Annotated in this window: 16 protein-coding genes; 14 read left to right on the forward strand and 2 right to left on the reverse strand. The window is 61.1% G+C overall.

The genetic code is table 11. The features are described 5' to 3' along the window. Positions 1 to 53 precede the first annotated feature (53 nt). The 5 genes from ispD (at position 54) to rlmB (ending at position 4,299) form a co-directional block, all read left to right on the forward strand. Positions 54 to 836 (forward strand): 2-C-methyl-D-erythritol 4-phosphate cytidylyltransferase, encoded by a 783-nt coding sequence (gene ispD, locus ACNAOT_RS04660; protein WP_420180205.1) that lies wholly within the window; start codon positions 54 to 56, stop codon positions 834 to 836. Then, positions 836 to 1,393 carry a 2-C-methyl-D-erythritol 2,4-cyclodiphosphate synthase gene (ispF, locus tag ACNAOT_RS04665; RefSeq protein ID WP_420180206.1) on the forward strand — a complete coding sequence of 186 codons (558 nt, stop codon included), beginning with the start codon at positions 836 to 838 and terminating at the stop codon, positions 1,391 to 1,393. Before ispD ends, ispF begins: the two co-directional genes overlap by 1 nt. After that, the gene (locus ACNAOT_RS04670; protein WP_420180207.1) at positions 1,386 to 1,739 is read left to right on the forward strand and encodes a hypothetical protein; all 354 of its coding nucleotides are present in this window, start codon (positions 1,386 to 1,388) and stop codon (positions 1,737 to 1,739) included. Before ispF ends, ACNAOT_RS04670 begins: the two co-directional genes overlap by 8 nt. 35 nt (positions 1,740 to 1,774) lie before the next feature. Next, positions 1,775 to 3,229, forward strand: coding sequence for a cysteine--tRNA ligase (gene cysS / locus ACNAOT_RS04675; protein WP_420180208.1), 1,455 nt, complete (start codon positions 1,775 to 1,777; stop codon positions 3,227 to 3,229). An 80-nt stretch (positions 3,230 to 3,309) separates the two neighbouring features. Further along, positions 3,310 to 4,299, forward strand: a complete 990-nt coding sequence (gene rlmB / locus ACNAOT_RS04680; protein WP_091465492.1) for a 23S rRNA (guanosine(2251)-2'-O)-methyltransferase RlmB — start codon at positions 3,310 to 3,312, stop codon at positions 4,297 to 4,299. 223 nt (positions 4,300 to 4,522) lie between these two features. Here rlmB and ACNAOT_RS04685 read toward each other — a convergent pair whose 3' ends face one another. After that, entirely contained in the window at positions 4,523 to 5,332 is an 810-nt protein-coding gene (locus ACNAOT_RS04685; RefSeq protein ID WP_420180209.1) for a carbon-nitrogen hydrolase family protein, read from the reverse strand. Between the two features lie 239 nt (positions 5,333 to 5,571). Here ACNAOT_RS04685 and glgX point away from each other — a divergent pair, with 239 nt between their 5' ends. The 7 genes from glgX (at position 5,572) to ACNAOT_RS04720 (ending at position 13,494) form a co-directional block, all read left to right on the forward strand. After that, positions 5,572 to 7,686 (forward strand): glycogen debranching protein GlgX, encoded by a 2,115-nt coding sequence (glgX, locus tag ACNAOT_RS04690; protein ID WP_420180210.1) that lies wholly within the window; start codon positions 5,572 to 5,574, stop codon positions 7,684 to 7,686. Between the two features lie 29 nt (positions 7,687 to 7,715). Beyond that, a complete protein-coding gene (locus ACNAOT_RS04695) occupies positions 7,716 to 8,195 on the forward strand; it encodes a ribonuclease domain-containing protein (protein WP_420180211.1) in 480 nt (159 codons plus the stop codon). An 8-nt stretch (positions 8,196 to 8,203) separates the two neighbouring features. After that, on the forward strand, positions 8,204 to 8,563 hold the full coding sequence (locus ACNAOT_RS04700) for a barstar family protein (RefSeq protein ID WP_402936300.1): 360 nt from the start codon (positions 8,204 to 8,206) through the stop codon (positions 8,561 to 8,563). A 494-nt stretch (positions 8,564 to 9,057) separates the two neighbouring features. Next, positions 9,058 to 9,240, forward strand: coding sequence for a hypothetical protein (locus ACNAOT_RS04705; RefSeq protein WP_420180212.1), 183 nt, complete (start codon positions 9,058 to 9,060; stop codon positions 9,238 to 9,240). Between the two features lie 137 nt (positions 9,241 to 9,377). Then, the gene (locus ACNAOT_RS04710) at positions 9,378 to 10,274 is read left to right on the forward strand and encodes a hypothetical protein (protein WP_420180213.1); all 897 of its coding nucleotides are present in this window, start codon (positions 9,378 to 9,380) and stop codon (positions 10,272 to 10,274) included. A 164-nt stretch (positions 10,275 to 10,438) separates the two neighbouring features. Beyond that, positions 10,439 to 11,479: a hypothetical protein gene (locus tag ACNAOT_RS04715; RefSeq protein WP_420180214.1), complete on the forward strand. Its 1,041-nt coding sequence runs from the start codon at positions 10,439 to 10,441 to the stop codon at positions 11,477 to 11,479. Between the two features lie 59 nt (positions 11,480 to 11,538). After that, positions 11,539 to 13,494: an ATP-binding cassette domain-containing protein gene (locus ACNAOT_RS04720; RefSeq protein ID WP_420180215.1), complete on the forward strand. Its 1,956-nt coding sequence runs from the start codon at positions 11,539 to 11,541 to the stop codon at positions 13,492 to 13,494. Positions 13,495 to 13,613: 119 nt separating this feature from the next. Here ACNAOT_RS04720 and glgP read toward each other — a convergent pair whose 3' ends face one another. Next, entirely contained in the window at positions 13,614 to 16,238 is a 2,625-nt protein-coding gene (gene glgP / locus ACNAOT_RS04725; RefSeq protein ID WP_420180216.1) for an alpha-glucan family phosphorylase, read from the reverse strand. 125 nt (positions 16,239 to 16,363) lie between these two features. On the opposite strand from glgP, the gene ACNAOT_RS04730 reads away from it, so the two are divergent. After that, positions 16,364 to 18,448 carry an alpha-1,4-glucan--maltose-1-phosphate maltosyltransferase gene (locus ACNAOT_RS04730; RefSeq protein WP_420181122.1) on the forward strand — a complete coding sequence of 695 codons (2,085 nt, stop codon included), beginning with the start codon at positions 16,364 to 16,366 and terminating at the stop codon, positions 18,446 to 18,448. After that, entirely contained in the window at positions 18,448 to 20,244 is a 1,797-nt protein-coding gene (treS, locus tag ACNAOT_RS04735) for a maltose alpha-D-glucosyltransferase (protein WP_420180217.1), read from the forward strand. The genes ACNAOT_RS04730 and treS overlap by 1 nt, the downstream gene beginning before the upstream one ends.

Below are 20,244 nucleotides of genomic sequence, written 5' to 3' on the forward strand. Positions count from 1 at the left end.
GTGGTGCGAAAGCGCCGCCGGGTTTCTTTTTGTCACGAAGTACTCTGGTGTCCATGAGTATTCCTTCCAAGCGCGCCGTCACGGCCGTGATCGTGGTTGCTGCCGGCTCCGGTGAACGCCTCGGTTACGGCATGCCCAAAGCCCAGGTTCCGCTGGGTGGTGAAACCATCCTGATGCATGCCCTCCGTGGGGTGGTTGCATCTGATGTCGCGCGCCAGATCTGCGTCGCCGTGCCCAAGGGGGACACGGCGCTGCGCGAATCAATCTCCGAGTTCACCATTGACCTGGTGGACGGCGGCCCCGAAATTTCGGTGGTCGACGGCGGTTCCTCCCGCGCGGATTCCGTCCGGGCTGCCATGGCTGCTTTGGAGGACGGAACCGAACTGGTCCTGGTCCACGACGCCGCACGTGCCCTTACCCCCGAGCGGGTTTTCCAGCGCGTCGCCGATGCCCTGGCCTCGGGCGCCAAGGCCGTCATTCCCACCATGCCTGTGGTGGACACCATCAAAACTGTTGCCGAGACGAACGGCTCAGACTCCTCCATCGCTCCGGAAATTGTCACGGGAACAGCTCCCCGGGAGCATCTCCGCGCCGTTCAGACCCCGCAGGGTTTCGAATTGGCGGTCCTGCGGAGGGCTCACGAAGCTGCCGGTCTCTTCGACGACAAGCAATCCGCAGCTGTCACCGACGACGCCATGCTGGTGGAGCTCCTCGGCGTTCCGGTCCATGCTGTCCGCGGGGCCAGCCAGTCGCTGAAGATCACCACGCCCTTGGATCTCATCATTGCCGAGGGACTGTTGGAAGGGCCGCTGGGAATTCGTTGGGTGGAAGGCTGATGACTCCTAACCCGAACATGGTGCTTCCCCGCACGGGCGTTGGTATCGATGTCCACGCATTTGCGGCAGAAGATGACCCGCAACCGCTGTGGTTGGGCGGGCTTTTCTGGGAAGGCGAACAGGGGCTTTCAGGGCATTCCGACGGCGATTGCGTTGCTCACGCCGCTGCCGACGCACTCTTTTCCGCGTGCGGCATTGGTGACCTGGGCACCCACTTCGGCACTGACCGCCCCGAGTTCGCAGGTGCCTCAGGGGTTAAGCTCCTTGGCGAAGCGGCACGCATTGTGCGCGCGGCCGGATTCGAGATCGGCAACGTGGCAGTGCAGTTCGTGGCCAACCGTCCCAAGTTCGGTCCGCGCCGGGAAGAATCCCAGAGGGTCCTGAGCGAAGCTGCCGGCGCGCCGATCAGTGTCACGGCAACCACCAGCGACGGACTCGGCTTCACCGGTCGCGGCGAAGGTATCTCCGCTGTTGCCACGGCCCTGGTGTACCCGGTCTCCGGACATGAGACGACGGCAACCGAGCCCGGTCCTGCAAAAGGTGCGCCACATGGTTAAGCCACGTGCCGGCGTCGTGCGTTCCGCCATGGTGTCCGCAGGCTTGGCTGCATCGCTCCTGCTGACCGGCTGCAGCGGGACCCAAACGATGGACGTGACAGCCAGCTGCGAGTTCCTGAACAACGACACGTTCAAGCCCGACGGCAATCAGCAGCAGCAGTCCAAACAGATCGCCGAGCACTACCACGAGATAGCGGGCAAACTCGCTCCGGAGATCGGCAACCCCATCAAAGAGATGGCTGCGATCATGGACGAAGCGGCGTCGTCGTCCCTCGGCGCGGCCACCCAGGACCAGCAGGAGAAGCTCAAGGTGCAGTTCAACAAGATCGGCGAATACTGCAAGTAGGCAGGTCACGCCGCGTCATCGGCTAATCTGGAGCGGTGACCCTGCGCTTCTATGACACCGCCTCCGCCGAAGTCCGCGACTTCGTTCCCCTCGAAGACGGCAAGGCCAGCGTGTACTACTGCGGGGCCACCGTCCAAGGAATGCCGCACGTGGGCCACGTCAGGTCGGCCATCGCCTTCGACCAACTGACCCGCTGGCTCGAATTCCGTGGCCTCCGGGTTACAGTGGTGCGCAACGTCACGGACATCGACGACAAGATCCTGGCCAAATCCGCTCAGTCGTTCGGTCCGGACTGGGACGCTGAACCGTCGGCGCGCCAAGCCGAAGAGTGGTGGGCCCTGGCGTACCGCTACGAGCAGGAGTTCGAGAACGCCTACGAATCCCTAGGCGTCCAACGGCCCACTTATGAACCCCGCGCCACCGGCCACATCCCGGAAATGCACGCACTCATCCAGCGCCTCATCGATCGCGGCCATGCCTATCCCGCACTGGACGATTCCGGCGACGTCTACTTCGACGTCCGTTCCTGGAGCAAGTACGGCTCGCTGACGCGGCAGAATATCGATGACATGCAGGGAGCGCCCGACGCCGACCCCCGCGGCAAGCGTGACCCTCGCGACTTCGCGCTGTGGAAGGGCTTCAAAGACGGCGAACCCGTCACCGCAAAGTGGGAGTCCCCGTGGGGCGCTGGCCGTCCCGGATGGCACCTTGAGTGCTCAGCCATGGTCACCAAGTATTTGGGTCCGCGGTTTGATATCCACGGTGGAGGACTGGATCTTCGCTTCCCGCACCACGAGAACGAGATGGCCCAGTCCCAGGCTGCCGGTGACGAGTTTGCCAACTTCTGGATGCACAACGGCATGGTCACGTACCAGGGCGAAAAGATGTCCAAGTCCATTGGCAACACCGTGAGCCCGGCGGAGATGCTGGAGCTCGCCTCACCGCGAGTGGTTAGGTACTACCTCGGTCAGGCACACTACCGCTCCATCCTGGATTACCGGCCTACCTCGCTGCAGGAAGCTGCAGCCGCCGTCGAGCGCATTGACGGTTTCATTCACAAGGCATCCGCCAAGGTGGGTACGGACGCCTCGGACGTTTCCCCACAGGCCAACATGCCCGCTGCTTTCATCGCGGCCATGGATGACGACCTCAACGTGCCCCAGGCCCTCGGCGTGCTGCACGAAACCGTGCGGGCAGGAAACACGGCGTTGGCTGGCGGCGACCTGGAGAGTGCGAAGTCTGCTCTCTACAGCGTGCTGTCAATGACCGAAGTTCTAGGCCTGGATTCGGTGAAACGCCCGGAGGCTGTACAAGGGCGCGAGCACGCCGCTCTGGAAGTGCTGATCGAAGCCCAACTCGAAGCCCGTGCCGCTGCCAGGGCCAACAAGGACTGGGCAGCATCCGATGCTATCCGCGACACACTCGCCGCGGCCGGCGTCGTCGTCGAGGATGGTGCGGATGGCGCCAGCTGGAGCCTCAAACGCGACTGACGAACCGGCGCGGCGGCCGAATTGCATCGGGTCAGTAGACTTGATTCCAGACTTACTCACAAAATCAAGGATGGAATCTCATGGCCAACAATGGTCGCCGGTCGGTCAAGCAGAAGAAGGGCCCCACCACCGGAACTGGTGGCCACGGCCGCAAGGCCCTGGAGGGCAAGGGTCCCACGCCCAAGGCGGAGGAACGCACCTACCACAAGGCATACAAGAACAAGCAGCTGGCTGAGCGCTCGGCTGCCAAGCGCGGAACGGGCACCCGTCCCGGTGGCGCCGGCGCCCGCTCGGGCCCCAAGGGCCGTGCCACTGAAGAACTGGTGACGGGCCGTAACTCGGTTGTCGAAGCGCTCCGCGCCGGCATCCCAGCCAAGGCCCTGCACGTCGCCATCCGCATTGAGATGGACGACCGCGTCAAGGAATCCCTCAAACTCGCGGCTGAGCGTGGCATCCCGCTTCTCGAAACCGGCAAGGCTGAGCTGGACCGCATGACAGAGGACGCCGTCCACCAGGGCCTCGTTCTGCAGATTCCGCCGTACGAATACGAGGACGCTTACGACCTCGCCGAGCAAACCCTCGCCAAGTGGAAGAAGGGGCACATCTCCAACGCCCCCATCTTCGTTGCCCTGGACGGCATCACCGACCCCCGCAACCTTGGCGCGATCATCCGCTCCGTTTCGGCCTTCAGCGGCCACGGCGTCATCGTGCCCGAGCGTCGTTCCGTCGGCGTCACAGCCTCCGCGTGGAAGACCAGTGCCGGCGCCGCTGTCCGTGTCCCCGTTGCCCGTGCTGCGAACCTCAACAACGCGCTCAAGCAGTTCAAGAACATGGGCATCTACGTCCTTGGCTTGGACGGCGACGGCGACGTCTCGCTGCCCGACCTTACCGTTGCCACCGAACCCGTCTGCATTGTGGTCGGTTCCGAAGGCAAGGGCCTCAGCAGGCTGGTCCGCGAGAACTGCGACCAGATCGTCTCGATTCCGATCGACTCCGCCATGGAGTCCCTCAACGCATCCATGGCCGTTGGAATCTCGCTGTACGAAGTGTCGAGGCAGCGCGCTAGCTAGTTCTCAGCAAAGGCGCCGCAAGCGCCATCCTCCTCGCTAAGGCGCCGCGAGCGCCATCCTCCGCGTGCTGCTCCTTCGTCGCTTTGACGCACGCTTCCGGATGGCCCTCGCGGCGCCTTTCGCGTGCCATTTTTCTTTTGGGTTACGTATACCGGGTGACGCCACCTATATCCGGGTAGCGCCCATCGGTCTGGGTGACGCCGGCGAATTTGAGTGGCGTCCGTTAGAAGTCGCGGCGGTTGGCCAGCACTGGGAGTTTGGTACGGGCTTCTTCCACGACTGCGGGGTCGAGATCGTAGAAAATGACGCCCGGTTCCCCCTCCAGGGCTTCCAGTACCTGGCCGAACGGGGACACGACGGCGGAGTACCCCACTCCGGTGGGCGCGGTGCCTTTGACCTCAACGCCCTGAGTGGCGGGATCGCCCTGGCCGCAGGCGAGCACGAACGTGGTGGTGTCCACTGCGCGGGCGCGGGCCAGAAGTTGCCACTGCTCGGCCTTACCCGGCCCGGATCCCCACGAGGCGGAAACGATATTCACAATGGCTCCGCGCTGCGCGTTAGCCGTAAACAAGGCAGGGAAACGGATGTCGTAACAGGTGGCCAACCCAAAGGTGAGGCCACCGGCGTCGAACGTTACCGGATCCGTACCGGCCTCAACGGTGTCCGATTCCGCGAAGCCGAACGCATCGAAAAGATGTATTTTGTCGTAGCTCGTTTCCACGCCGGGTCCGGTGGCGAGGAGCGTGTTCCGCACGCGCGGGGATCCCGAATCGGAGGGAGTGCCCGGCGTGAACATGCCAGCCACGATCACCAACTGAAGTTCGTCAGCGAGGGACCGCACCCGGCTCGCCCACGGCCCAGCCAATGGTTCGGCAATGTCCAGCAGCGAGTTTCCGAACGCGCGCATCATTGCTTCCGGGAAGACCACCAGCTCGGCACCGCCGTCCTTGGCCCGGCGGGCGTACTCCTCAAGGAGCCGCAGGTTCTCGGCCAGATCCCGGCCGGTGATGACTTGGGCGAGTGCCACGCGCACGATAAAACCTCCAGTTGTTTCCGTCCCAGTATGCCAAGCGGACTGATCCGGGGCAGTAGAACGCGACACAATCGATGCGAACCAACTCAATCGCGGAGAGTACGAAGGCAGCATTCCAGCACGTGAGCGGCGGATGAAATCCCGCCAGTTTCGGGCAAGTAATGAAATCACGACGCCGAACGTCGTCACATGGCAGGTCCGCGCGGTACATACTTGGCGTGGAACTAAACTTGCAAGCAATGGTTATGCCTATTTTTGACACAGAAGCTGCCCTGGACGCGTCGCAGCCCAGGCCCCTCGGACTGAGCACGCCCCAGCCCGGGGTTTTCGACGCCGAAACCACGCAGAACCATTCGGTGAACGTGGCCGTTTTCGCTCCCGACCTGGAACGGGTGGAAGTGGTGTTCCAAGCACCAGGCGAACCTTGGCGCGCGCATATTCTGTCCAATGTGCAGGACGGCGTGCACTTCGGCCTTGTGGACGGCATGCCGCCGGGCACCCGCTACGGCTTCCGCGCTGCCCCCAGCGAGGGCGGCCTCCCTCTGTCCATCCCGGCTTTGGACCTGGACGACGACGGCGACCAGCCGCTACTGCTCGATCCCTACGGCCGCGCCGTGGACCAGCGGGGCGAGTTCCTCACAAGCGTCCACGTGGAGACAGGCTTTGACTGGGGCGATGACCAGGCGCCGCGAACGCCTATGCGCACTTCGGTGATTTATGAGGCACACGTCCGTGGCCAAACGATGCTCCACCCCGACATCCCGGAGCATCTTCGCGGAACGTACGCTGGCATGGCGCACCCGGTGATGATCCAGCACCTGACTGAACTCGGCATCACTGCTGTCCAGCTGCTTCCCATTCATTTCCACTTGGATGAGTCGCACCTCCAGGACTTGGGCATGACCAATTACTGGGGCTACAACACCGCAGCCTTCTTCGCTCCGCACTCGGACTACGCAACGGAAGCGGCGCGGACTGCGGGCCCCCACGCGGTGCAGGATGAGCTCAAGGGCATGATCAAACTGCTCCATGCGGCGGGGATCGAGGTCATCCTGGACGTGGTGTACAACCACACCGCCGAGGCCGGGCCTGACGGACCGCCGCTGAGTTTCCGCGGACTGGCGGAGAAACGTTATTACCGGCACGATGCCCATGGACGCTACCTGGACACCACCGGATGCGGCAACACCCTGGATTTCAGTGATCCCGTGGTGGTGGATCTCGCACTGGATTCCTTGCGGTACTGGGTAAATGACTTCCATGTGGACGGTTTCCGTTTCGACCTCGCAGTGACACTGTGCCGGGATGCCAGCAACACTTTCGATCCCCAGCACCCGTTCTTGCAAGCAATTGCCGAGGACCCGGTGCTCTCTGAGGTCAAGCTGATCGCCGAGCCTTGGGATGTTGGCTACGGCGGCTGGCAGACCGGCCGTTTCCCGCAGGGATGGTCTGACTGGAATGACCACTTCCGCGACGGAGTCCGAAGCTTCTGGCTGTCCGACCGGGCCGCTATGGAGGCCGGTGGACATGGTGGCTCGGTGGCGTCTTTGGCTGAGCTCATGGCGGGTTCTGCCAATCTCTTCGCATCATCCGGCCGCACCCGCCTTGCCAGCGTCAACTTCATCACCGCCCATGACGGCTTCACGCTGAAGGACCTGGTCAGCTACGACCGCAAGCACAACGAGGCCAACGGCGAGCAGAACCGCGACGGACACGGCGACAACCGAAGCTACAACCATGGTTTCGAGGGCCGCAGCGAGAACGAGGCCATCGTGGCTGCCCGGTCACTGTCCATCCGCAACCTTATGGCGACGCTGCTGCTGTCCTTTGGCGTTCCGATGATCACAGCCGGTGACGAGATCGGCCGTACACAGCAGGGCAACAACAACGCCTACTGCCAGGACAACCCCACGGCATGGCTGGATTGGAGCCGGACCCAGGAAGCCAATGCCATGTTTAGGACTACCCGTGAACTGGTCCGGCTCCGACGCTGGTTCCTGCGTCACCAACCTGAAAGCTTCCCGGGCCAGGCCAACGACTCGAGCCTTCAGTGGTTTGACGATAAGGGTAAGAAGATGACTCCGGCGCGCTGGAATGATCCCAACGTCCGCTCGGTCCAGCTGCTCATGGGTCACGAGGATAGTGAGATCCGTGGCTTGATCTCGGTGAACGGCAGCAACCAGGACGTCAAAATGGTCTTGCCGGAGATCCTGAGCGAGTCGGGCATCGGAAAGCGAATGTTTGAACTTCGCTTCACCACTTCGGTGTTGCACGACCGTCGAAAAGGCGCTTTGGTGGCCTCGGGCGAGCGGGATATCCTGCAAGCCAACACCATCAACATCTACCGCACGTAGCCAGCCGAGCATCGAGGGGAGCCCACCGGATGAACCGCAACCGCAACAAACTGGTGGCCTTCGCGGGACTGGTGATCGCCGTCGTCGTGCTGGTGGTCGCCATGGTCGGCGGCGGCTCACTGACGACACAAAGCACGACGCCGACACCTGGCTCTACGCCAGCGTCACCAGCTGTTGCCGTTACCAATCCGGCAGCTACTGGCCCAGCTGTCGCCAACGCTTCCACGCTGCCCACCATCAATGCTTCGCAGTTGCCCAAGGAAGCGCGCCAAACCCTTGCCCTGATTGCGAAGGGCGGCCCGTACCCTTACGACCGCGACGGCGTGAACTTCGGCAACTTCGAGGGTTTGCTGCCCAAGAAGTCCGGCGGTTTCTACAAGGAATACACCGTGCCCACGCCGGGAGAGTCTGACCGGGGTGCCCGCCGGATCATTGTGGGCAAGGACTCCGCCAAGTACTACACCCCTGACCATTACGAGTCGTTCATGTTTATCGTCGAAGGCAAATAGAGGAGCCCATGAAAATCTACTCAGCGGACACCTGGACGCTCGAAGAACTGCAAGAGCAGATCTCCGACGCCGGCCGACGGACCCTCCTGGTCCCACCGGCAAGCACAAAGCAGGCAGTCCTCGAGGTCTTCGGCCAGGTCCTCGATTTCCCTGAGTACTACGGCGTGAACCTCGACGCCCTGAACGATTCCCTGCACGACTACGCTGATGCCCTCTCGGAGGATGATGGCAGCCCCGTCACGATGATTTGGCAGGTCCCCGCGGCCTACCGTACGGACCGGTCCTTCGGCGTCGTCTGCGAAATCCTCCAAGACGCAGAGCGCTACGCCGGCCGGGACCTGGCAGTCATCGCGGTCTTCGAGAATTAGTCGGGCCAGCGGGCCCTAACTGCACCGGCGTTCTACCCGTGTGGGCACGCGCCCGAAGAGGCAACTTCATTGGCTGGTCTTACGGGCAGCTGAGATGTAATCAGCGTTAGTTTCCCACGTGAGCTATGACTACCACCGAAATTCACTTAAGTGGTGCATGCAACTCATTCGTGACGCGAAACATTGAATATTTCTATATCCTCTCGGATTATTTCAAAAACTTGAAATTAAATGAATCGAGCGATACGTTCTTGGCGAGGCACATTATCTGCCTCGCCACTTGCGTATTGGGGAACACGCGGAGTTAATTGCTTGCCTCAAGTCGCACCAGCCAAAATGAGGACCAAGATATGAAAAAACTCACACGGGCCGCTGCTGTCGTTGCATAGTCCACTGCTGCACTTTTTGCTGCGAGTCAATCTGCGAATGCCAGTATTGTCTATGACAACAATAACTACAGCGGTGCTACGTACGGAGCAGACAATTCGACTTGGGTGGGATCGTTTGACAACAAGGCAAGTTCGGTAAAGAACTTCGGCTACTACGTAACTTGGTGGGAAAACATCAATTACGGCGGTGCTGGATTCGGAAGCGCTAACGATTACACCGCCATGGGTTGGTACGTGCCCTTCCTGGGAACGTGGAATGACAACATCAGCAGTTTTCACCGTGGCTAAACATAGCATGCGCTTCGATTAACACTAACTGAGCGCGGTTGTGCTTTGACCTGCCGACTAAAGTTCGGCAGGTCAAAGTTGCTTTCCGGGACAGGCCCGGGTACCCAATCGAGGCACAAAAAAGATTGGACGCGAAAGTGTCGATAAGAATTCCTGAACGACGGGCACGCTGGATTAGCTGCATCGCTCCCGCTCTTGCCATAGGCGTAGCCCTGGCTATCTCATCTTGTTCCGGAACTCCAGATGCATCAATCACGCCGGATCCATCTGGGAAAGTGAAGCTGGATTATGAGAACTCCCTGATAATTTTCCCAGTTGATGTATATAGAATTTCGGCCAGTGATCGCTCGCAAATTCTCCTTGCGCGAGAAGTCATCATGACTACATGCATGAAGAAATTTGGCTTCATAGATGATCCGAATGCAGCTTATCCAAAGGCGGAAAATCGGAACTTCGGGGTGTGGAACGTTGACCGTGTGAGGCAGTACGGCTTCCGGCTTATTGGAGAAGACGGTCCATCGAACCAGAAGCATGATGAGGCAGGCGAGTGGGGGGACGCCCGATATGAGTGTCTCGCCAGCGAAAAGAGCAGGATCGAAGAAATCACTCCCCCCGACGATCTGATGAATGGCGGGGCAGCGGCTGAGATCGCGTTGAAAAGCCTCAGCATGGCATCAGAAACTGATGCTTGGAAGGATGCCAAGGACAACTGGGACAAGTGCATCTCAGCGGCAGGCCTGACGCCGGGGCGGGACGCCGATAAAGCCAAGTGGTCGAGCCAGCAGTCCTTTGACCTGCAGATGAGGGCAGATCAGCAAAACCCGTCGACATCGGATGCCGCCGAGGGCATCCGAATCGCTACGGTTGAGGCCGAATGCAATCAAAAAGTCCGGCTAACCCAAACGCTTGGTGATATTCAGGCAAGCTACCAGCTGCCCCTCATCAGACAGAACGAGGCAGTTCTTACTGAACTCAAGAAGAAGAGCCAGAAGTACGTGGACGTCGCTCAGAAGTTCTTGAAAGAGACGCAGTGATCCATAAACAACCTCGGCAGGGGGCGGTAACCGTCGGCTTATCTCGAATCTCGCGACGGTGGCTTGTCGTCCTGTTGGCAGTCACCGCAGCCATGTCCGCCGGAGTGGGCTTGCTGGCTGGAGGAATCTTTGGTCGTTCAGAGATCATTCGGCCAGAGGACTCGATGGCTGACGTCCCGGTCTATGCAAAGGTTGAGAACCGCATCGTCGATGACCGTCTTGCATTCTCCGGAGTTATAAAATCCGGCCCGGCAATGCCAATCCAGATCGATCTGGAGGGACAAGAACCGATTGTCGTGCGCCAGACACTTCAGGCTGGGGAGGCCCTAAAGTGGGGCGACCTGGCTGGTGTAGTCTCTGGCAAGCCCTATTTCGTGCTGCCAGGTCCGCTCCCGTTGTATCGTGATCTCTCACTAGGCGATGAGGGAGATGACGTCTCGGCTTTGCAACGGGCGCTGATGCAGGTGGGGTATCTCTCTTACGAAACTGGTCGCATGGACAGCGCAACCATGGAAGCTGCATCCTCGTTCTTTGCTAGCGAGGGATTCACCTTGAGCAGCGGAAGAAAAACTGCCGTGAAAAATCATCAGGTCGAACCTAGTGCGACACCCGAATCCCCTGCACTAGACGACTCGAAAACCCCTGAGGTGACGATCCCGTTCAGGCAACTGATAGTCCTCCCCGTTGCCAGTACGACCGTCGTCTCCTCTCTGGAGGTAGGGCAGAAGGTTACGGCCGAAAGCCCTCTCGCCAGGTTCCAGGCCGAAGACAACTTCGTCGAGTTCATCGCTGAGGTCCAGCAGGCTGGATTCCTCAAGACTGGGCAGGAAGTCTCTGTCAGGGTCGTTGAGAAGCTAGTGACGGGACGGATAACTTCAGTAGGTCCATTCACGGATGTGGGGAATGGCCAGCGTGCGGGACATGCCGTGATGGTGGAGCCTACGAACAAGGCAGATCTTGCCCTATTGACTCCCAACCTAAGCGTCACTGTGGCTGGTCAGGGTACTGCGGAGCAGGCCCTCGCTGTACCGTTATCTGGCATTCGACAGGATGCCGAAGGGACCTACGTTCTGAGAAGCTCGCCGGACGATAGAGCTTCGAAGGTGTCTGCAACGCGTGTCCCTGTAACGGTTCTTCGGTCAGGGGGAGGTTTCGCCGCAGTCTCTGGCGACCTCGCCCAAGGAGACGAGGTCCAAATATCGTGACGGTTTTACGATCGAAGCGACTAGCTGGTACTGCGGAATCTACGGACTCGGATGACGCATTGGCCATCAGCCTGCAGGGAGTTTCCCGCACCTTTCCCGGCGCCGAGGCTCCGGCTCTATTGGACGTCTCACTGGCTATTGAGTGCGGTGAGTTCGTTTCCATTGTGGGCCCTTCAGGCTCTGGGAAATCGACACTTTTGAACATCATGGGCTTGTTGGATAGAGCAAGCTCGGGGAGTCTCGCTATTCGTGGGCAAGCCGTCGAGACCGCATCGGAACGAAGCCTTGACACGGTGCGGCTGCATCGGATTGGGTTCGTTTTCCAGTCCTCGAACGTCATCGGTGACGACAGTGTGATCAGTAACGCAGCAATCGGATTGCGTGTCCAAGGTGTGCCGATGGATGAACGGGCCGTGGCTGCCTTGGACGCGCTGGAGTTCGTTGGGCTGGTGCATAAGCGCAAGGTCCAAGCGAAGCTTCTCTCAGGCGGTGAGCGACAACGACTTGCCATTGCACGAGCGATTGCGACGCACCCGCAGATCATCCTTGCCGACGAACCGACAGGCAATCTTGATTCCAACAACAGCAGTCGGGTCATCGAATACCTTCGGAAGCTCAACTCCGGAGGCGTCACAGTGATCATCATCACCCACGATTTGGATGTGGCGAACCAAACAGATCGCCAGATTGAAATCCGGGACGGTCAAATCAGCCGTGATGTCCAAAACGATTCTCACATAAGACGGAATCTTATGGTCCCGTCCGCCCCAGAGGCCTTCGATGCATCAAGACAGCAGACTTGGTTATCCCGCGTCGCGCGCTCCCTACTGGATGATTGGGGCGATGCAGTTACCGCCCTCTCCGCTCGTGCTCTCCGAACAATGCTTCTTATCACCGCGTTCGCGATTGCTATTGGCGGGATGACGGGTGCCCTTGGCATCAGTTCGACGACTTCGAATGCCATAAATAATCGGCTGGCAATCGCGTCACAGGATCGGCTGTCCATCTCCGTCGGAGGCGGACCTGCTGTGCTTCGAGACGATTTCGATGGACTTCGTTCCGGGGTAGATCGAATCGCCAGCCTTCCTCATGTAGTTGGCGCATCCTATGTGTACTCAGCTGTACCGGCAGACGTCCGTATTACGCGAGTTGGACCCACCGACCTGGAACCCGAAACACCTTTGTCACTTCATTCCTCCTCGAAGACCTACTTCGATGACTTCGAAATGCAGCTAATTCCCCACAACAGCCGAAGTGCCCTCGACGACCCACGAGCGGGTCCGCTCGCAGTAGTCTCGACCAAGGCAGCAATTGCGCTAGACGTCGCGTACAGCAAGCAAACCGGACCGTCGGCAGGGGCGAGCATTTGGATCGATGACCGACTTGTGCCGGTTGTTGGCGTATTCGAGCCCGGCTCAAATTTTCCTGAGTACACTAACTCCGTATTCGTGGATGCCAGTGTCATGAGTGCTGTCTCCAGAGCAGAACTAAAAATTCAAGTTCGAACCGAAAAGGGCTTCTCCGCTGCGATCGCGCGAGTAGCTCCGCTGGCATACTCGCCGAGCGACCCAGGGCAGGCAAGGGTAGACGTCACGGCCGATATTCAGTCAATCAGGCAGGGTGTCTCAAATGATCTAGGGTCACTCATCGCATTGCTGTCCCTTGTCCTGATGCTCCTGGCTGTCATCACTGCGGCGTCCGCGATGTACCTGACCGTTCAGAACCGATCGGAGGAGATAGCGCTGCGACGAGCGATCGGTTCAAGTCGATGGCTAATTTGCCGCTCCTTTATCTTGGAGGGCTTAATCGTGGGAATTACAGCAGGCTCACTTGGCGGCATCATCGGAAACTTGACCACGCTTTATGTCTCTTGGATCCAGGCTTGGCCGCCCGTGCTGCCCCCAGAGCTTTGGCTGGTAGGACTCTCCCTCGGGGTGACCACCGGCATTCTAAGCGCCATATACCCTGCGTGGGTCGCCAGTCGTAAAGATCCCGCTATTGCCATTCGCGGCTAGAGAATGAGGGTGAAAAGGAGTCATGCTGCCCTGAGCCAGGCTCCGACGTCGCTGGCCCGCTTATCCGTTGTTGGGCAACAACGGATAAGCGGGCCAGGAACGTCCGGGCGGACAACGGGCTAGGCGTTCGCGATCAACCCCAGTTCAGCCTTGGAAGCCAGCGCAGAGTGCTTCGGGAACACGCGGACGGTGTAGCCGAAGGACCCTGAGCGGTTGATCACCAGGGAGCCGCTGAACAGGTGGCGTCCGCCGCCGAGGTCTTCCAGGGAGTCCAGTTCGGCCACCACGATGTCCTCGAGCTCGTCGGTGTCTTCCGCGCGGCCGAAAGCCACTTCCACGGAGACGTCGTCCGGGGTGAGGTTGTTGAGGGCCACGTAGGCGTTGACTTGGAGCGAGTCGCCCACCTGGGGTTCCTCAGAGACGCCTACGGAGTCAACGTGCTCCACCACTACCTCGGGCCACGCGTTACGGACCTTGGTGGTCCACGCCGCGAGTTCCTTGGCTTCCTTGAAGGACTCGGCAACAGCGCGCCGCCCGGACACAGCGGCCGGGCAGTAGAGGTTGTTGACGTAGTCGTGGAGCATACGTTCCGCCGAGACTGCGGGGCCCAGGTTAGCCAGGGTGTGCTTGATCATGGACACCCAGTGGGTAGGCACGGTTTCACGGCTGGATTCGGAGGGTCCTGCTGCTCCGGCGCCTTGGGCAACGGTGGTGCCATAGAAGCGCGGTGCCACCTGGGTTTCCAGCAGCTCGTAAAGTGCGGAGGCCTCGATGTCGTCGCGCTCCTCGGAGGACGCGTTGTTGTTGGCTGTGGGGATTGCCCAGCCGTTCTCGCCGTCGTACATTTCGTCCCACCAGCCGTCCAGGACGGAGAGGTTGAGTGAACCGTTGATGGCGGCCTTCATGCCGGAGGTGCCGCAGGCTTCCAGCGGCCGGAGGGGGTTGTTGAGCCAGACGTCACAACCGGGGAATAGTGTCCTCGCCATGGCGATGTCGTAGTTGGGCAGGAACACGATCCTGTGCCGGACCTGAGGGTCGTCCGTGAACTTGACCAGGTCCTGGATCATTTTCTTGCCGGCGTCGTCTGCGGGGTGGGACTTGCCCGCGATGACCAGCTGGATGGGGTGTTTGGGGTCCAACAGCAGGGCCTTCAAACGTGCAGGGTCGCGCAGCATGAGCGTGAGCCGCTTGTAGGTGGGCACACGGCGTGCGAATCCGATGGTGAGGACGTCCGGGTCAAGCACGGAGTCGGTCCAGCCGAGTTCGGCATCGGCAGCGCCGCGCTTCTTCCATGAGGCCCGGAGCCGGCGTCGAACGTCTTCTATGAGTTGTGCGCGGAGCTGCCGGCGGAGGGCCCAGACGTCTTCGTCGCTGACGTTGTACGCGAGGTCCCAGCGTCCCAGGGCTTCGGCTTCCGCGCCGAACTGGTTTCGTGCCAGGGAGGAAATGCGGGGGTCCACCCACGTGGGCACGTGGACGCCGTTGGTGACGGAGGTGATGGGGATTTCGGAGTGGTCGAATCCCGGCCAGAGACCGGCGAACATTTCGCGGGAGACCACACCGTGCAGCTTGGCCACACCGTTGGCACGCTGCGCCAGGCGCAGGCCCATGACTGCCATGTTGAACACGGACGGGTTGCCGCCGTCGAAGTTTTCGCGGCCGAGGTCCAGGATGCGGTCCGTGGGCACAGCGGGCGCGAGGCCGGCTTCGAAGAAGTGCTTGATCTGCACGGTCTCGAAGCGGTCGATGCCGGCGGGTACTGGCGTGTGCGTCGTGAAGACGGTGGACGCGCGGCCGGCGGCGAGGGCCTCGTCCCAGCTGAGGGGCGAGTTGGCGTCGGACATGGCTTCCTGGATGCGTTCGATCCCCAGGAACCCTGCGTGGCCTTCGTTGGTGTGGAACACTTCCGGAGCGGGCGTGCCGGTGAGCTCCTGGTACACGCGCAGGGCCTTGACGCCGCCCATGCCCAGGAGGAGTTCCTGCTGGAGACGGTGGTCGCCGCCGCCGCCGTACAGGCGGTCGGTGATGCCGCGGGCGGCTTCGTCGTTGGAGGGGACGTTGGAGTCCAGCAGCAGCAGCGGAACGCGTCCGACGTCGGCACGCCACACGTGCGCGTGGAGCTCGCGGCCGTTGGGCAGCGGGAGGGAAATGTGGACTGGCTTGCCTTGGGCGCCGTCCTTGGCCGGGTGGCGCAGCAGCGTCAGCGGCAGGCCGTCAGGGTCCAGTACAGGGTAGGTTTCCTGCTGCCAGGCGTCGCGGGAGAGCGACTGCTTGAAGTATCCGGCCTGGTACAGAAGCCCGACGCCGATCAGCGGCACACCGAGGTCGGAGGCGGCCTTGAGGTGATCGCCGGCGAGAATGCCCAGGCCCCCGGAGTATTGCGGGAGTACTTCGGTGATGCCGAACTCGGGGGAGAAGTACGCGATGCAGGCCGGAGCGTCTTCGCCGAGGCCTTGGTACCAGCGCGGTTCGCTGAGGTATCGGTCCAGATCTGCTGCGGCGTGCTGCACGCGCTCCACAACCTCGCCGTCATTCGCCAGGTCCTGTAACTGCTCGCGGCTGATCGACCCCAGCAGGGCTATGGGGTCGTGCTGCGATGCCTCCCAGAGAGCCGGGTTAAGGCTCGCAAAAAGTTCCCGTGTGGGCCGGTGCCAGGACCAGCGCAAGTTGGTTGCCAGACGGGCCAGGGGCCTGATGGGCTCGGGGAGGACGGTACGGACTGTAAACCTTCGAATAGCCTTCACGAGCGCCACACTAACGGACTCACATGGCAGCCGGAACTGGATTGGGTTTCTTTTAGGTAAAAGTCATCTTGCGTCGAGGAGATAGGTCGTGTGCTTAGCATTCTGTGATTTTTGTCGCTAACGTCGTGGTTGTGACGAAAACCGCGCGAACCATCACCGCTCTGAAATCCAAGACGACTACGGACATCACCGAGGGACTTCGCTTCGGCCGGTTCCCCATCACTGCCGTGCAGCCGGTGGTTGAGGGTGGCCGTTTCCCGGCGAAGGCCTTGCCAGGCGAGGACCTGGTTGTCGGCGCCACGGTCTTCCGTGAAGGCCATGACCAGCTCGGCGTCTCCGCTGTGCTGCTCGATCCCAAGGGCAAGGAGCGTCAGCGAGTCCGCCTGACCCCGGCCCAAGGCGAGCAATGGAAGGGCCTGGACCGATGGGAAGGCCTGATCACCCCCACCGGTACCGGCGCCTGGTCCTTCGTCATTGAGGCCTGGCATGACCGGTACGGCACTTGGCATCACAACGCCGAGGTCAAGGTAGGGGCCGGCATTGACGTCGAGTTGATGCTCGCCGAAGGCGCTGCCCTCCTCGCGGAAGCCGCCGACGACGCCGGGCGCAGCGCCGTGGAGAAGCGCACCTTGCGTGCCGCTTCCGTCGTGCTGGCCGACACCACCAAGACTGCCGAGGAGCGCCTTGGCGCCGGTTTCAGCCCCGAGGTGCTGGCCGCCGTCGGACGCGTTCCGATCCGCGAACTGGTGACCGTTTCCGAACGCTTCCCGCTGCAAGTGGAACGCGACCTCGCGGGCCGCGGTTCCTGGTACGAGTTCTTCCCCCGCTCAGAGGGCGCCGTCCTGGACCACTCCACTGGCGTGTGGACCTCCGGCAACTTCCGCACGGCAGCCAACAGGCTCGACGCCGTCGCGGAGATGGGCTTCGACATCATCTACCTGCCGCCCATCCACCCGATCGGTTACCAGCACCGCAAGGGGCGCAACAACACGCTGACGCCAGGGCCGCAGGATCCGGGTTCGCCGTGGGCTATCGGTTCCAAGGACGGCGGACATGACGCCATCCATCCGGAACTGGGTACGTTTGAGGACTTTGATGCGTTCGTGGCGCGCGCCAACGAGCTGGGACTCGAAGTTGCCCTGGACCTGGCGCTGCAGGCAGCCCCGGACCACCCTTGGGTGACGTCCAACCCTGAATGGTTCACCACGCGCGTTGACGGTTCCATCGCCTACGCAGAGAACCCGCCGAAGAAGTACCAGGACATTTATCCCCTGAACTTCGACAATGACCCGGCCGGCCTTTCCAAGGAAATCCTGCGGATTGTCCAACTGTGGATCAGCCACGGCGTCAAGGTATTCCGCGTGGACAATCCCCACACCAAGCCTGTGTGGTTCTGGGAATGGCTGATCGGCAAGATCAACAAGAAGAATCCCGAGGTTGTCTTCCTGGCGGAGGCCTTCACACGCCCGCCGATGATGCATGCTTTGGGCCGCGCAGGATTCCAGCAGTCCTACACCTACTTCACGTGGCGGAACACCAAGACCGAGCTGGAGGAGTACTTCCACGAGGTCAGCCACGAAACAGCGGCGTTCTTCCGGCCGAACTTCTTCGTGAACACCCCGGACATCCTCACCGAGTACCTGCAGTACGGTGGTCCGGCCGCGTTCCGCATCCGGGCCGTATTGGCTGCTACGGCAAGCCCGTTGTGGGGCGTCTACGCCGGTTATGAGTTGTACGAGCACGTGGCCCGTCCGGGCGCCGAGGAGTACATCGACAACGAGAAGTACGAGTACAAGGCGAGGGACTGGGAGGGTGCGGCTGAGTCAGGGCGTACCTTGGCGCCCTACATCACCAGGCTTAACACCATTCGCAAGAACCACCTGGCCTTGGGCGATCTGCAGAACCTGACGCTGCACAGCAGCACCGATGACGCCACGATCGTGTACTCCAAGCACAAAACGCTCCCGGACGGCACCAAGGACACTTTGATCATTGTGGTCAACGTGGATCCTCACAGCACCCGTGAAAGCACGGTGTCCCTGAACTTGGAAGCCCTGCAACTGGCCCCCTCGGACTTTAACGAGGATGGCCGGTTCCGGGTGGACGACTTGATCAGCGGCGAGAGCTGGGAATGGGGCGAGCACAACTACGTCCGCCTGGATGCCCACGTTGAGCCGGCACACGTACTTAGCATCCGGAGGCAGCCTTAGTGAGTTTTTCTCCGCAGAACCCCAGCCAGTACTTCACTCCGAAGAACACCTTCGAGTTGAACGCCCCAGGTCTCCAGCACGATCCGCACTGGTACCGCAAGGCAGTCTTCTATGAGGTACTGGTGCGGGCCTTTGCGGATGCCAACGGGGATGGTTCCGGTGACTTCCACGGCCTGATCGAGAAACTGGATTACCTCCAGTGGCTGGGCGTTGACTGCCTGTGGTTGCCGCCGTTCTTCCATTCCCCGTTGCGCGATGGCGGTTATGACATCGCCGACTATACGTCCGTGCTGGACGAGTTCGGCACCATCAGCGACTTCAAGCGCTTGGTTGCCGAGGCCCACGCCCGTGGCGTCCGGGTGATCATCGACCTGCCGTTGAACCACACCTCGGACCAGCACCCCTGGTTCCAGGAGTCGCGCAAAGATCCAACTGGTCCCTACGGTGATTTCTATGTGTGGAGCGATACGGACGAGAAGTACCAGGACGCACGCATCATCTTCGTTGACACCGAAGAGTCCAACTGGACGTTCGATCCCATCCGCCGGCAGTTCTTCTGGCACCGCTTTTTCAGCCACCAGCCAGACTTGAATTTCGAGAACCCCAAGGTGATTGAGGCCCTCTATGACGTGGTCCGCTTCTGGCTGGACCAGGGCATCGATGGCTTCCGCGCGGACGCCATTCCCTACCTGTTCGAAGAAGATGGCACCAACTGCGAGAACCTGCCTGCCACGCACACCTTCCTGCAGGACCTCCGCCGGATGGTGGACTCGAACTACCCCGGCAGAGTGATCATTGCTGAGGCAAACCAACCTCCGCATGAAGTGGTGGAGTACTTCGGCACCGAGGAAGCCCCGGAATGCCATATGGCCTTCCATTTCCCCATCATGCCGCGGCTGTACTACGCCCTGCGGGACCAGAAGGCAGCTCCCATTATTGAGACCCTGCGGAACACCCCGGAGATTCCGAAGGGTGCGCAATGGGGAACCTTCCTGAGGAACCATGACGAACTGACGTTGGAGATGGTGCCCGCTGAAGAGCGCGCCGCCATGCTCGGTTGGTACGCCCCGGATCCCCGGATGCGGGCCAACATAGGCATCCGACGGCGTTTGGCGCCGCTGCTGGATAACTCCCGCTCCGAGATCGAGCTCATCAACGCGTTGCTGCTTTCCCTGCCGGGAAGCCCATTCCTGTACTACGGGGACGAGATCGGCATGGGCGACAATATCTGGCTCGATGACCGCGATGCCGTCCGCACCCCGATGCAGTGGAACCCCGACCGCAATGCCGGCTTCTCAGGGGCCGATCCGGGCAAGCTTTACCTGCCTGTCATACAGTCGCTGGTTTACAACTACAGCATGGCCAACGTCGAGGCCCAGGCCGCGCACTCCGGTTCGCTGCTGCGCTGGACCCGCCAGATCCTCAGTGTCCGGAAGAACCACCCTGTGTTTGGCTTGGGCGGCTTCCGGCATATTGAGGCAGACCATGAGGTGGTGTTGGCCTACGTCAGGGAATTGCCGGCCGGGAACGCTGAAGGAGAGGACGCGGAGACCATTCTGTGCGTTTTCAACCTCTCCCAGCACCCCGTCGCGGCAACCTTGGACGTGCCTGAGTTTGCTGGCCGCGGCCTGCGCGATATTTTCGGCGGCCAGCCTTTCCCGGCCGTCGGCGACAATGGTCACTTGACCGTGATGCTGGGGAGCCACAGCTTCTATTGGCTGCGGGTCCGCTCGGCATTTTCGAATCCCTCGTCGCCTTTTACCCAGGCGATTCCCGTGGTGACCTCCAAAGGATGA

It is taken from the genome of Paenarthrobacter sp. TA1.8, assembly GCF_048595705.1.
Lineage (GTDB): Bacteria > Actinomycetota > Actinomycetes > Actinomycetales > Micrococcaceae > Arthrobacter > Arthrobacter nitroguajacolicus.